Origin of the sequence: Pseudomonas faucium, from assembly GCF_021602585.1 — a bacterium.
In the GTDB taxonomy this organism is placed as follows: domain Bacteria; phylum Pseudomonadota; class Gammaproteobacteria; order Pseudomonadales; family Pseudomonadaceae; genus Aquipseudomonas; species Aquipseudomonas faucium.
The window spans coordinates 1-13,925 of sequence record NZ_BQIP01000025.1 but is presented as its reverse complement, the minus strand read 5'-3'; the positions used below and the strand labels follow the sequence as shown (position 1 = coordinate 13,925).

Below are 13,925 nucleotides of genomic sequence, written 5' to 3'. Positions count from 1 at the left end.
CTGTGGATAACATGTGCCTTAACTGGGTGCAAAGCCCCGTAGGCCTTGGCTTTCGCGGCGTTCCGCTTACGGAAGCCGTTCGTCAATCTAACAGAAAAAAATTTAACGCCGACCTCCTACAGCTCGATTTAAGCCCTGGAAACGACAAGCACCCCGTTCCCCAAGGGAACGAACCATTTATCGTCATTAGGGCCTATTGAGGGCCTCTAGAGGGCAAACCCAAATCGCGCTGTGTTTTTGTCCAGGCCTTCTGTGGTCTAGGGGGACAGCTCCATTTTCGAGTTATCCACAGCTTAATTGTGAGAGCTGGCGCTTACTGGACAGCTAGTTGAGGGGAGCCGTATTGGCGTTTCATTTATGGCCTCTCTTGTCTTCGCGAATTCAGGAGCCCTCGAAAAGCTGCTGGAGCAGCTCTGCGACAGTCGCTGTCGGCACGCCCGAGCCATACGTATCGAACGTGATCGTGCCAGAAGCGTGCCCCATCACAGCCTGAGCGTGAGTCGTTGGAACACCTTTGGCCTGCATCAACGAAGCCAGAGAATGCCTCAGTGAGTGGAAGACCAAGCCGCGCTCATAGGTATCTCCTAGAGCAGCAGGGATAGCCTGCTGGTTTACCCACTCACCTGACGGCCTGTAACCAATTTGGGTTAGCGACCCGCTCCCGCTGCGGCAGGTTTCATCGACATACCTCAGGAACGCTGCTAGGTCGAAGCCATAGGCACCGTCAGTAAGTGGCACCAGCCGCTCGCTCTGCTTGTTCTTGATAGACTTTCCCTCCCCTGCCTCGTTGATGTGAATGGCAACAATGCCAGGCTCCATGGTGACGACATCCTCCGTAGTCAACTGGCAGATCTCCTTCAGCCGCCCGCCAGTGATGATTCCCAGGCTGAGCAACCATCGTTTCCATGAGGTCTCTGGGAGACAGTTTGCATAGTTCATCAACTTGCTCACCTGATACTGGGAGAATGCCTTACGGCTCGATGCAACCCCCTTTGTCAGCTTCAGCTTCTTGTCGTAGGTCTTGATCAGGTGGCCGTTCTCGACAGCCCAGGTAAAGACGGCTGAAAGCTTCACAATCAGTTTGTTCACTGTCGAAGACCTCCGACCTTCTGCCCACCGCTCCCGGAATGCCACAAGGTCTGCCCTGGAATGGTTCCTCAAATCCAACCCATCCAGATTCTCAGCAATCACCTTGTGGCACAGAGTCGTCTCCTTCAAGGTCGTAGGCTTCTGGTCCCCGCCACGATCAGCCATGTAGAGCTGCGCCAGCACATCGAAAGTCATCGGAGTGGCCAGTGGCTCCATTGCCATACTCGTCACCTCACTATGCGGTGCGAATACTGGCAAAGGGGTAACACCAACGTTCCGGTACAAGTCTCCCCAGTGACGAAGTGGGTGGCCGTCATCAGAAGACATAAGCGTACTGCTCACCAACATCAGCAGATGCTCCCTCAAATCACTCCATGAGGCATCAGGGCGTTCCAGATGGAACGATTGAAGCGATGCAGTGAGACGATCAGATGCTTGCATTGCCCATCTGCGGTCAGTGGTCTTGAGGGAGACAGACACCGTGCGATTCACGCTGCCCGTCACACGAAGGCGCAGGTAGTAGATGCCGTGACGACGGTAATGGTAGGGGCTCGCCAACCGGCAAACGGGTCTCAAAGCAAACGTGCGGTTTGTGACAGCACTTGTGACAGGGTGCTCCTGTGGACGGGTGTTCATGGTGGTTAAGCCCTTGTAATCGCTGGGTTAACCCTTTCCCTCTTTGTCGTTCTGGATGTACTGCCGGGAGGATTTGCGCAAGTTGAAGCGGATTACCTTGTTGTGGGATTACATCCGCGGGGTGACTGAGGCGAATGCGCCGTTGTTAATGGGCGAGACCCGGCAGATGCGCTTCGCCCAGGATTGAGTAACTGTGGGAGCGGGCTTGCCCCGCGCACACGGGCGAAGCCCGTGCCAGCCTACTCAGATGTCTGGGCTGGCCTCTTCGCGGGGCAAGCCCGCTCCCACAGGTTTCGCCCACGCATCCGCCATGTGACTGTCAGTAGGACGCCACCACGATCGACACCCGGCGGTTCTCGGTACGCCCGGCAATGGTCCGGTTGTCCGCCACCGGCTGGCTACTGCCCAGCCCGCGGGTGACGATGTTCTGCGCTGGCATGCCGACGCCGATCAGCGCCTTGGCCACACTCTGCGCGCGGCGCTCGGACAGCTGCTGGTTGTACGCCGCCTTGCCCGAGGCATCGGCATGGCCGTCCACCCGCACACCCTGGATCCCTACCCCCAGCAAGGCCTTGCCAATGCGCTCGACAATCGCCTCGCTCGGCCCGTTGAGGCTGTCCAGGTCGCTGCCGAACAACACCTTGCCCGACAAGTCGAACGCCCAGCCCTCCTCGGTCGGGGCAAAGCCTTCGCGCTTGAGCACGGCGATCTGCTCGGCGGTGAGCCCCTTGGGCGTGCTCTGGCAGCCGCTCAGCGCCAGCAAGGCCAGCAGGATTGCGAGGACGGGATAACGCAAACGATGAATCACGGTTTACCTCCTGTTCTTGAACTCGGCGGCGGACCGTTCCGTCTGCGCCGCTTGCCATTGGCCACGGCGCTTGCGCTTGGCCTGGTACATCGCCGCATCGGCGGCATTGAGAAGGCTGGCAGGGTCGCTGCCATCCTCCGGGTAATAGGCGATACCGACGCTCAGCGAGGTGGTCAGGGTGCCGCCCTCGTCCAGCTGCATCGGCAGCTGCATGCTGGCGATGATCTTCTCGGCGATGCGTTCGGCGTCCTCGCGCGACTGCAGCGGCGTGAGCAAGATCGCGAACTCATCACCGCCCAGCCGCGCCACCAGGTCGTGCTCGCGCAGTTGCGCGCGCACGCGGTCGGCGATGTTGATCAGCACCTCGTCGCCCACGGCGTGGCCGAGGCTGTCATTGATCTGCTTGAAGTGGTCGCTGTCGAGGAACAGCAGCGCCAGGTGGTCGCGCTGCCGGGCAGCGTTGCGCAGGCTGCGGTTGAGCCGGCCTTCGAAGAAGGCACGGTTGGGCAGGCCGGTGAGGCTGTCATGGCTGGCCTGGTGCGCCAGCACCGCATTTTCGTTCTGCAGGTGGCTGTGCCAGACCTCCAGCTCGTCGAGCAGGGCATTGAAGTCGTTGCCCAGTTCATTGAGCTCGGCAATCGGCGCTTCCGGCACGCGCCGGTCGAAACTGCGCTCGCGCCGGGCGGCGTGGGCGACGCTGGCCAGGCCACGCAATGGGCGGACGATATCGCCGAGCATGCGCTGGGACAGGTACAGGGCGACGAAGGCGCTGAGCACCGTGCAGAACAGGATGCCGGCAAGCCCGCCAAGCAGGAACAGCAGCAGACTGCGGCCCTGGGCGATCAGCTCGATGTGGCCCACCTGCTGTTGCTGGTGATAGATCGGCAGGTTGACCGGCTGGTCCAGCAGCGCCGTGGCGACCTGGGCTTCCAGGTGCGCGAGCATGCCGTCGTCGCTGCGCTGCCAGTGCGCCAGCGCCTCGCCGTCGTTGTTGAACACCTTGGCGTCCGCCACCTCCTCGGTACCGGCGATCAGCGCCAGCGCTTCGTTGGCGGCGGCGCTGTCGTCGAAGACCACGGCAGCTTCCACGGTGTAATTGATGGAGCGGGCAATCAGGTGCACGTTGTGGTTGGCGTAGACACGCAGCGCCAACACGCCCAGCAGGGTCAGCGATATGCCGGCAAGGCCCACGGCGAGCAAGGCCACGCTGAGGTGGCCACGGCCCAGCACCGAGCGCAGGGTCGGGCGTACCACCGGCTTTTTCCCCACCTTCATGGTTGCACCGCCCGGCGCCGCGACAGCTGCAGCACGCTGGGGTGGATACGCACGCCGGAGCGCGCCACGGAGTCCAGGTTGACCTCGAAGGCCACTTGCTGGTCGCTGACCCGCAGGCAGAACAGGCTGCCAACGGTGCAGGGGTCGTCGGCTTCGCTGATGCTCAGCACCGGGTGCCCGCTGATGGCCTGGAACAGGCGGTCACGCTGGCCAGGGTCGAGCTTGCCGATGTAGACGGCGTCGCAGGCCTCGGCCAGCTGCCGCTCGTCGGCCAGCAGGCGGCGCACTAATAGCGGTTGGCCAGCCCGTTGCACGTTGCTCTTGATCAAGTCGTCGGCATATTCGGTGGGGCCGACCAGGCACAGGCGCAAAGGCGTCGGCTCGGTCGGCCAGCGGGCGTAGCTGAGAATGCCCAGCACCACCTGGGTCACGGCCTTGGCGCGTTGCTGGGCTTGGGCGGAAGTGGCGGAGCCGTCCGCGAGGGCGGGGCCGGCCAACAGCAACAGGGCGGCCAGCAACAGAGAAAGCGCACCGCCTGTCAACCGCTCCCTGGCCCCTGTCATGTGAGAATTCTCTCAAAACCCTATATGAACTCGGCGCAACGATAGCACAACGCTGGCCTCCTGGAGGAGCGCAGCCTTGTGTCGTCTTGGATGGCCCCATCGCCGGCAAGCCGGCTCCCACCGGGGGCGTGGCTTGCCGGGGATGGGCTCAGAGCTGCTCGAGCATGAGGCCGGAAATACGCCGGACCTTGCGCAACACAGCCTCCTCGAAAATGCCTTGGCGTGGCTCGATCAGGCTGAAGCAGTGCTTGGCCCGGGTGATGCCGGTGTACACCAGCTCCTTGGTCAGCACCGGGTTGAGCGCATCCGGCAGCACCAGCGCAGTGTGGCTGAACTCCGAGCCTTGCGACTTGTGCACGGTCATGGCGAACACGGTTTCCACCTCGTTGAGGCGGCTGGGCAGGACGAAGCGCACGCCGCCGTTGCCGTCGTTGCGCGGGAAGGCCACGCGCAGCAGCGGCTCGCCCTGCTCGTCGGGCAGGCGCAAAGCGATACCGATATCGCCGTTCATCAGCCCCAGGCCGTAATCGTTGCGCGTGACCAGCACCGGGCGCCCTTCGTACCAGGGCTGCTGGCTGTCGATCAGCCCGGCGTTGTGCAGCACCCGCGCCACCCGCTCGTTGAGCCCTTCCACCCCCCAGGCGCCCTTGCGCACCGCGCACAGCAACTGGAAGTCTTCGAAACTGTGCAACACCTTGGCCGCCCATTGCTCCCAGCGCGGGTCGTCGAAAGGCGTGCCGGGTGCCGGGCGCAAGCGGCCGATGGTGCGCAGGTAGCTGCGATAGCCCTGCGGCCCGTCGGCGCCGCGGTTCAGGCCATCGAGCAGCAGGCGGTCGAAGGCGCGGTCCTGCTCGCCGCGCAGGGCCAGCCCGAACACATCGCTGGGCGGCAGGGTCAGCAGGTCGCGTGCCGCCTGCGCCTGCTGACGGTTGACCAGGCGGGCCAGCTGGCCGATGCCACTGCCTTCGCCAAAGCGCCGGGAAAAACGCAGCATCACCACTTGCTGGGCCAAGGGCTGGCGCTGCTCATCACCGGCCTTGAGGCCACTGCCGGCCAACGACTGGCCGCCGATCTGCTCCAGCCAGGCTTGGGTCTTTGGCGAATAGCAGCCCTCTTCGGCATCACGGCACAGGTCGCCCAGCACCGCGCCGGCTTCGACCGAGGCCAGCTGGTCCTTGTCGCCGAGCAGCACCAGACGGGCCTTCGGTGGCAAGGCATCGAGCAGGTTGGCCATCATCTCGAGGTCGATCATCGAGGCTTCGTCGACCACCAGCACATCCAGGGGCAGCGGGTTGCCGGCATGGTGGCGGAAATGCCGCGACCCCGGGCGGCTGCCGAGCAGCCGGTGCACGGTGCTGACATCGGTGGGGATCTGCCCGCGCACCTCGGCGCTCACCTGCAGGCGCTCGACCTGCTGGCCGATCGATTCGGTCAGGCGCGCCGCCGCCTTGCCGGTGGGGGCCGCCAGGCGGATGCGCAAGGGCCTGCCCTGCTCCACCGCCGGGGCCTGCAACAAGGCCAGCAAACGCACCACCGTGGTGGTTTTGCCGGTGCCGGGGCCGCCGGTGATGATGCTGAAACCGGCCCGGGTGGCCAGGCCACAGGCCAGCTTCTGCCAGTCGACTTGGCCCGCCAGGGCGCCCGCGTCGAACAGCTGCGCCAGGCGCGCCGGCAGATCGGTGGGCGTTGCCTCGTGCAGGCTCAGGCGCTGGCGCAAGGTGGCATCGATGCGCCGTTCATAGCTCCAGTAGCGGCGCAGGTACAGGCGTTCGCCGCTCAGCACCAGTGGCCGTGCCTGCTGCCCGGGGGTATCGGCGGCGGCCACCAGCGCACTGGCGGCGATGCGCTGCAGCCAGGTGCGCAGGTCGAGGTTGGCGAGCAGCTGGGAAGGCAGCAGCAAAGGGCCGCTCAAGGCGTCGCCCTCCGGCGGCAGCGACAGGGCGAAGTCCGGCTCGGCGAGGGTTTGCTGCAAGTCGAGGCAGACATGGCCGTGGCCAAGCTGGTGGCTGGCCAGGGCGGCCGCCAGCAGCAGCAAGGGGTCGCTGCCGGGCGCACGCTCTTCGAGGAAGGACACGAATGCCCGGTCCAGCGCCCGCAGCCAGCCACGCTCCACCCAACGGTCGAGCAGCTGCAGCAGGTCGCCGCTGCTGTGCTGTGGCTGCAGCGCCTGCAAGTGTTCGGCGTTCAGCGGCGTGGGCAAAAGGTCGTCGAGGGTTCGGCTCATGGCGCGACTCCGGCAAACAGGTCTTGCTGTTGTGGCTGATGAACGCCACGGAACAGTGCGTCGAGCGCTTCGATCAGCGCGCGCGGGGGCTTGGCGAAGTACACGCCATGGCCACTGCGGCTGGCGCCACGCAGGAAGATGAACAAGGCGCCGCCGACATCGCGGTCGTAGTCGTAATCCACCAGCCGTGCGCGCAACTGGCGATGCAGGGCCAGCAGGTACAGCACGTACTGCAGATCGTAGCGGTGTTCGAGAATGGCCTTTTCCATGGCCTGCGCGTCGTAGGCCAGGATGTCCGGGCCGAGCCAGTTGGATTTGTAGTCGGCCACGTAGTAACGCCCCTGCCATTCGAACGCCAGGTCGATGAAGCCCTTGAACATGCCATTGAGCAGGGTCGGCTGGGCCGCCGGGCGGGCTGCGCCGGCGTGGGTGTGGCGAAGCACCAGCTGGTCGAGTTGCTCGGCGTCGACCTGATGGCTGGCGAACCAGAACTCCATTTCGATCTGGTACTGCTGCAGCTGGGCCAGCGTCACGCTTGCATCCTGGGCCGGCAACGGCTCGTTGAGCAGCTGCTGCAGCCACTGGCTGAGGGTGGGGATCCAGCCCGTCCAGTCGCGGCGGTTGCAGCGCTGGCCGACCGTGCGTTCGATCAGCCCAGGGTTGCCGGCGACTTCGGCAAAGCCTTCTCGGCCGGCCCATTCGAGCAGGCCATGGAGGAAGGTGCCGGGGTTCGGGCCACGCGGGAAGCGATGGATATCGCCACCCTCTGCCGGGGCTTCACGCACCAGCTGGGCATCGACCACTTCGTCGTCGAGCAATTGCTGGGCCTGGGAGCTGTCGGCGCCGAGGGTCTGTTCACCGACCCGCAGCGCACTGTAGGAGGCGATCCACCAGTGTTCGGACGCTGCGCGTCGCGGCTTGCGCGCCGGCAGCAGCTCGCGCTCGGCATGGGGCGGCTGGTAGCACTGCTCGTCAGGCTCGGGCAGGCCTGGGCTAGCGATGTGCGGGCAATCGCACAGCAAGCTCTGCAGCCATTCCGACAACTGCGCCGAAGCCGCCAACGGCAGGCCGCCGCCCAGCAGGTAGCCCAGGGCCGAACGGTGCAGTTGCGAGCTCTTCTGGCTGCCGCGCTTGAGGTCGGCGACACCCAGCCAGCAGGCGTGCTGGGCACGTGTGAGGGCGACGTAGAGCAAGCGCAGGTCTTCGGCCAGGCGTTCGTCGTCAGCCTGGGCGATCTGCTCCTGGTCCGGGGTCAGGGTGAGTTGCACATTGCCGAGGCTGTCGTGCCAGGCCAGCGGCAGGCGGCTGCCATCCACCGGTTTGCTGGTGCAGATGAACGGCAGGTAGACCAGTGGGTATTCCAGGCCCTTGGACTTGTGGATGGTCACTACCTTGACCAGTTGCTCATCGCTTTCAAGGCGCAGGATCTGCTCTTCGCCGGCCTGCCCGGCGTTGGCCAGGTGCTCGGCCAGGTGGCGAATCAGCGCTTGTTCGCCATCCAGCTCGCCGGCCGCCTGCTGCAGCAGCTCGGCCAGGTGCAGCAGGTTGGTCAGCACCCGCTCGCCATCGCTGCGGGCGATCAGCGTGCGCGGCAAGTGGAAGTCGTGCAGCAGGTGGCGCAGCATCGGCAACACGCCCTGGCGCTGCCAGGTATCGCGGTAGCGACGAAAACGCATCACCCAACCTTCCCAGACGCGCTCGTCCTGGTTCAACTGGTCCAGTTCGGCCAGCGACAGGTCGAGGGTCAGGCTGGCCAGGGCGGCCTTGAGCAGGCGTTCGGAATCGGGTTCGGCGCAGGCCTTGAGCCAGGCCAGCAGGTCGTGGGCCTCCTGGGCGGCGAATACCGAGTCCTTGTCGGAGAGGTAGACGCTGCGCACGTCGCGGGCCGCCAGTTCAGCGCGCACCAGCTGCGCCTCGAAGCCATCGCGCACCAGAATGGCGATGTCCGAAGGCAGGCACGGCCGCAGCTCGCCCTGGGCATCGCGAAAACCGCTGACGCCGCGCTGGCCACCATTGAGCAAGGCGACGATGTGGCTGGCACAGCTGGCCGCCAGCTGCTGGCGGTACAAGGTGCTGGAAACGGGCTCATCGCTCTGCAGCTGCCAGCATTGCAATGCCGCAATGGGCTGGCCGTCGACCAGCAGCGTTTCGCTGCGGCCCTTGGCGCGTACCTCGATGAACGGCAGCGGGTTGTCACCGTTTTCGCGGAACAGGAATGCCCCCCGCCCCTGCTCACGCCCCTCGGCCTGCAGGAACACGCGGTTGACCGCAGCCACCATCGCCTGGCTGGAGCGGTAGTTGGTGTCCAGGCTGTGCAGGCGGCCGGCGGTGGCGCGGCGGGCGGCCAGGTAGGTGTAGATGTCGGCGCCGCGGAAGGCATAGATCGCCTGCTTGGGGTCGCCGATCATGAACAGGCCGGTTTCCGTGCGGTTCTCGCCGATGCGGTAGATGCTTTCGAAGATGCCGTACTGAACCGGGTCGGTGTCCTGGAATTCGTCGATCAGCGCCACCGGGAACTGCTCGCGAATCAGCCCGGCAAGGCGCTCGCCGGCCTCGCTGGCCAGGGCGTGCTGCAGGCGCAGCAGCATATCGTCGAAGCCCATTTCGGCGCGGCGGCGCTTTTCCACTTCGAAACGCGCCGATACCCAGGCCGCGGCATGCTCGAGCAGGCGCGCATCGGGGCTGGCCAGCGCCTGCAACTGTTGGGGCAGGCCCTGCATGGCCAGCAGCGCCGGATGCTCAGGCGGCGCGCCGACCTTCCACGCTTCGGCCATGCCGGCCGGGGTCAGGCGGGTGAAGCCGGTGCCCAGGTCGAGCTCCACTTCCTGCTCATCGCCGGCCCAGGTGCGCAGCTTGTCGAACCAGGGCTCGAAGAAGCGCGCCTGCAGCTTGCGCCCATCCGCTTGTTTGCCAGCGACTGCGTCGCGGCAGATCTGCTGCAGCTCGTCAGCCCATTGCAGCCAGGGCGCCTTGAGCTGCTGCAGCTGATCGATGCGCTGCTGCAGCGCGGCGTCGATCAGGGCTTGTGGCTCCTGTTCGTCCTGGTGCAGGCGCACCCGGCCGAACAACGGGCGGATGCGCGGCAGCAATGCGTCCGGGCTGCCCCAGTGGTTGCGCACCCAGTTCAGCGCTTCGCCATGCATGCCATAGCAGAAGCGCCGCCAGTAATCGCGCATGACCTGGCCGAGCAAGTCGCTGTGGTCGGTTTCCAGGCTCTGGGTGAACAGGCTGCCGCTGTCGAAGGCATGCTCGCGGAGCATGCGCTGGCACCAGCCGTGGATGGTCGACACCGCCGCTTCGTCCATCCACTGCACCGCGACCTCCAGGCGGTTGGCACAGCGGGGCCAGAGCGCCTCGGGGTAGTCGTCACGAAGCTGGTGCAGCAGCGGGTCGGCGGCTTGCAGTTCGCCCCGGAAAAACCGCGCAGCCTCGGCCAGGCGCGCGCGAATACGCTCGCGCAGCTCCTTGGTGGCGGCGTCGGTGAAGGTCACCACGAGGATCTGCGGTGGCAGCAATTCGCGGCCAAAGCCTTGCTCGCCGCCATGGCCGAGGATCAGGCGCAGGTACAGCGCAGATATGGTGAAGGTCTTGCCGGTGCCGGCACTGGCTTCGATCAGTTGGCTGCCGTGCAGGGGGAAACTCAAAGCCAGGGGACGGGCCTGGGTCATGCGCCACTCTCCGGGTTGCCCAGTGTTTGCCAGGCTGCGCTGAATAACGGGCGGTACAGGGTTTCGCACCAGCCTTCGAAGGTTTCGTCGGCGCTGAGCGCGCTGAAGTCACGGAACTGCCGGGCCAGGGCCAGGCTTTCGCTGCGCTCGCCGAAGCTGGTGCGGCCATCGCCTTCGTAGGCCTTGATGGCGGCGGCGAGGGCTTTGTCCGGGTCTTGCTGGGCCAGCCAGGCGAACGCGGTCTTGGCGGCAACCGGCAGCGGTGCATTCATCGCCGCCTGGCGGGACACCAGCAGATGGCCCAGCAATTCGGCAGCCTCGCCTTGTGGCAGTGGCGCGAGCAGCAGGGTGATGTCGCTGGCCAGCAGTGCGCTGTGCAGCGGATAGCCTGCGGCGCAAGCCGCCAGGTGCATGACCCAGCTGGGGACCAGCCGATGCCACTTGAGGGTGCGCCCGGCGCTGATGGTATTGGGCACCGTGGTGATGCTCAGCAGGCTTTGGTCTTGTGCCTGGTAGACCCGGCCCAGCCAACCCTCGAGCCGGTGATCGGCGTGCTGGAAGTGGATCGGCAGCGCGCCCTCGACCACGCTGGGCCAGCGCTGCAGGAGCTGGCGATGGCGCTGGAGCAGGTCGGGCAGCGGCTGGATCAGCTCGGCCTGCAGGATTTCACCAAACCCGGCCAGCGGCAGCATGCCGCACGCCTGCAGGCGGCGTGCCTGCGCCTGCAATGCCTGTTCGGCCTGCTCGGGGTCGGCCAAGGCTGCGCCGAGCAGGCTCTCGCTGGCGCTGTAGCGTTGCAAGGCGTCGAGCACGAAGGGCTCTTCGTCCGGCGTCGGGGCTTCCAGCGCCTCGAAGAACACCTTCAGCCGTTGGCTGAAGAAATGCCGTACAGGGTGGCGGAGAAAATCCTGCAGCTGCGTGAGGGTCAGGGCTTCGTCACTGGCGTAGGGCGGCAGGCCCGCATCTGGCGGCGCTTGCCCATCGGCCTGCTGGTGCAGCAACTGCCACTCATGGGCATAGCTGAACAATGCGCTGCCTTTCTGGAAGTAGCGTGGGCTGAAGGGTTGCAGCGGGTGCTCCTGGGTCAGCGCATGCAGCAGCTGCTCACCGGCCTGCGGGGCATCGGTGGTGCCGGCCGGGCGCCATCCGGCGGCCAGATGGTCACGCAACTGGCCGATCAGCACCGAGGCCGGGCGCTCGCTGTTGTCGCGAATGCTACGGCCGACCCAGCTGATGTAGAGCTGATCGCGTGCCGACAGCAGGGCTTCGAGCAGCAGGTAGCGGTCATCCTCGCGGCGCGAGCGGTCACCGGGGCGGTAGTCGCTGGCCATCAGGTCGAAGTCTAGCGGCTGCTGGGCGCGCGGGTAGTCGCCATCGTTCATGCCCAGCAGGCAGACCACCCGGAACGGGATGGCGCGCATGGGCATGAGGGTGCAGAAATTCACCGAGCCGGCGAGAAAACGCTGGGACAACTTGCCCTGGTCCAGCCCCGACAGCCACGCCTCGCGAACCACGGTGAGGGGAAGCAGGTCTTGCAGGGCAACCCCTTCGCAGACTTCCAGCCAGCTATCGCGCAGCTCCTGCAATTGCATCAGCAAGAACTCGTCGTGCTCGCCCTCGGCCAGGAAAAACACCTGCAGCAAGGCTTGCAGACGGTCACCCCATTGCCCGGCGGTCGCGGGCTGGGACAGGGCCTGGTAGGCCACATCGAGGGCATCGAGCAATGCCACCAGCGGGCCGATCAGCGCAGCATCCAGGCCGCCGATCTCGTCATACGGCTCGATGCCGTCGCAGCCCTCGCCCACGCCTACGGCATAACCGAGCAGCATGCGGCGCAAGCCGAAACGCCAGCTGTTCTGCTCAAGGCCTGCGGGCAGGCCAAGGGTGGCGCGCTGTTCGGCATTCAGGCCCCAGCGGATACCCGCGCCTTCGATCCAGCGATGCAGCGTTGGCAGGTCGCCTTCGCGAATGGCGAAGCGCGCGCGCACGGCAGGTACATCGAGCAGGTCGAGCACTTCGCTCACGGCGAAGCGGCTATCGGGCAGCTTGAGCAGATGCTCCAGGGCAATCAGCAAGGGATCGCGCCCTCGCTGGCCCTGGTCGGTGAGGGTGAAGGGGATGTAGCGCGGGTCTTTGCGTTCCAGCTGGCCGAATACGGCGCGGATGTGCGGTGCGTAGGTGTCGATCGCCGGCAGCATGACGATGACATCCCGCGGGCGCAGCGTGGGGTCGGCACTGAAACGGGCGAGCAACTGGTCGTGGAGGATCTCCACTTCCCGTTGCGGGCTGTGGGCAACGTGGAAGCGCACCGAGCGGTCTTTGGCGAGGTCGACTTCGGGCCAGCGCTGGCGGGTTTCGGCGAGGGGGCGCAGTTCGAGAATGTCGTCCTGCAGTTGGTTGAGCAGCGTGGTGGGCTGGCCCTCGCTGAACAGGTCGATGCGCCCTTCGCTGAACGCGCCCTGGTAGCTGCCTGGGTCGTCGTAGCTGTCGAGCAGGTTGATGTAGTCACGGCCCTGTTTGCCCCAGGCGGCCAGCAGGGGATGGGCATGCTGGTGCAGCGATTCGTCGTCGAGCTGCAGGGGCATGCCTTGCTTGCGTTGCTGGCGTTTGTACTGGTGGCGCAGCAGGTCCTTGTCGGCAACGATATCGCCCCAGTGGTGGCGGCAAGGGTTGTGCACGCACAACAGCACCTGGCTGAAGCGGGCAAGGCCGGCCAGCGCTTCCAGCGCCTGGGCGGGCAAGGACGAGATGCCAAACACGATCACCCGCGAAGGCAGGCCGGCAGGTGCCTGCTCTAGGGTGTTGATGCGCTCGATGAAGCGCTGGTGGACCCCGGCTCGGCTCTGGGCCATGCCCTGTTCGCCGACATCTTCGAGCAGCGCCCGCCACAGTTCAGCCTGCCAGCGGTTGCCGGGGGCCAAGGGTTTGCGTTCGCTGCGGGCGGTGTTGAGCACGTGGTTGCCGGCGGCCCAGTCCTTCAGCCAATCGGCGCGGTAGACCTGGTACTGGTCGAACAGGTCGGCCAGGCGCTCGGCTAGCTGGTAGCGTTTGCGCAGGTCACTGTCGTCGGTGAGGAATCGGCGCAGGGGCTCGAAGTGGGGGCGTTCGATCAGCTCCGGGAGCAGGCGCATCAGGCGCCAGGTTAGCGGGGCCTTGTCGAGCAGCGAGACTTCGGGAATCTCTTCGCGGCCCAGCACTTTTCTGTACAACTGCCACATGAAGCTACCCGGCAGTTGCACGTCGATGGCGGCGGCTATGCCGCAACCGCCCAGGTCGTCTTCCAGTGGGTCTTCGGCCAGGGCGAGCTTGAGCCATTGGGCAATGCCGTTGCTCTGTACCAGCGCGATTTCGTTTTCCAGCGGAGCCAGGGGGTAACGGCGCATCCAGCTCACTACCAGGCTGCGCAGGTCGTCCAGGCGGTTGCCGTGGACAATCATGAAGCCTGGGTGAAGTGAAGAGGTGCTGGCCATTCAAGGTCCTCTGGCGGGCGTTGCGAAATGAGGGGGAACGATATCACGGCTGGTAAACAGCCAGAAAAGACAAAACCCCTACCTGCTCGCGCAGATAGGGGTTTTGCGAAATGAATCTTGACGATGACCTACTCTCACATGGGGAAACCCCACACTACCATCGGCGATGCATCGTTTCACTGCTGAGTTCGG

Annotated in this window: 7 protein-coding genes, 1 rRNA gene and 1 pseudogene; 1 reads left to right on the top strand and 8 read right to left on the bottom strand. The window is 65.5% G+C overall.

All coding sequences use genetic code 11. The annotated features are described in order from the left end of the window. Positions 1-381: 381 nt before the first annotated feature. Entirely contained in the window at positions 382-1,530 is a 1,149-nt protein-coding gene (locus L6D75_RS22780; RefSeq protein WP_176517469.1) for a tyrosine-type recombinase/integrase, read from the bottom strand. A gap of 244 nt (positions 1,531-1,774) precedes the next feature. Between L6D75_RS22780 and L6D75_RS22775 the strand changes: the two are divergent. Then, positions 1,775-1,912 (top strand): annotated as a pseudogene (locus L6D75_RS22775) (LysR family transcriptional regulator); the annotation flags it as partial. Between the two features lie 132 nt (positions 1,913-2,044). On the opposite strand, the gene yfiB reads toward L6D75_RS22775, so the two are convergent. The 7 genes from yfiB to rrf form a co-directional block, all read right to left on the bottom strand. Further along, on the bottom strand, positions 2,045-2,533 hold the full coding sequence (gene yfiB, locus L6D75_RS22770) for an outer membrane lipoprotein YfiB (protein WP_176517470.1): 489 nt from the start codon (positions 2,531-2,533) through the stop codon (positions 2,045-2,047). A gap of 3 nt (positions 2,534-2,536) precedes the next feature. Continuing rightward, positions 2,537-3,808 (bottom strand): diguanylate cyclase DgcN/YfiN, encoded by a 1,272-nt coding sequence (dgcN, locus tag L6D75_RS22765; protein ID WP_176517471.1) that lies wholly within the window; start codon positions 3,806-3,808, stop codon positions 2,537-2,539. Continuing rightward, on the bottom strand, positions 3,805-4,371 hold the full coding sequence (yfiR, locus tag L6D75_RS22760; RefSeq protein WP_176517472.1) for a regulatory sequestration protein YfiR: 567 nt from the start codon (positions 4,369-4,371) through the stop codon (positions 3,805-3,807). Before yfiR ends, dgcN begins: the two co-directional genes overlap by 4 nt. Before the next feature lie 148 nt (positions 4,372-4,519). After that, positions 4,520-6,595, bottom strand: coding sequence for an exodeoxyribonuclease V subunit alpha (recD, locus tag L6D75_RS22755; protein ID WP_176517473.1), 2,076 nt, complete (start codon positions 6,593-6,595; stop codon positions 4,520-4,522). Then, positions 6,592-10,263: an exodeoxyribonuclease V subunit beta gene (recB, locus tag L6D75_RS22750; protein WP_176517474.1), complete on the bottom strand. Its 3,672-nt coding sequence runs from the start codon at positions 10,261-10,263 to the stop codon at positions 6,592-6,594. The genes recD and recB overlap by 4 nt, the downstream gene beginning before the upstream one ends. Continuing rightward, a complete protein-coding gene (gene recC, locus L6D75_RS22745) occupies positions 10,260-13,733 on the bottom strand; it encodes an exodeoxyribonuclease V subunit gamma (RefSeq protein ID WP_176517475.1) in 3,474 nt (1,157 codons plus the stop codon). Before recC ends, recB begins: the two co-directional genes overlap by 4 nt. Before the next feature lie 115 nt (positions 13,734-13,848). Next, positions 13,849-13,925 (bottom strand): 5S ribosomal RNA (gene rrf / locus L6D75_RS27660); the annotation flags it as partial.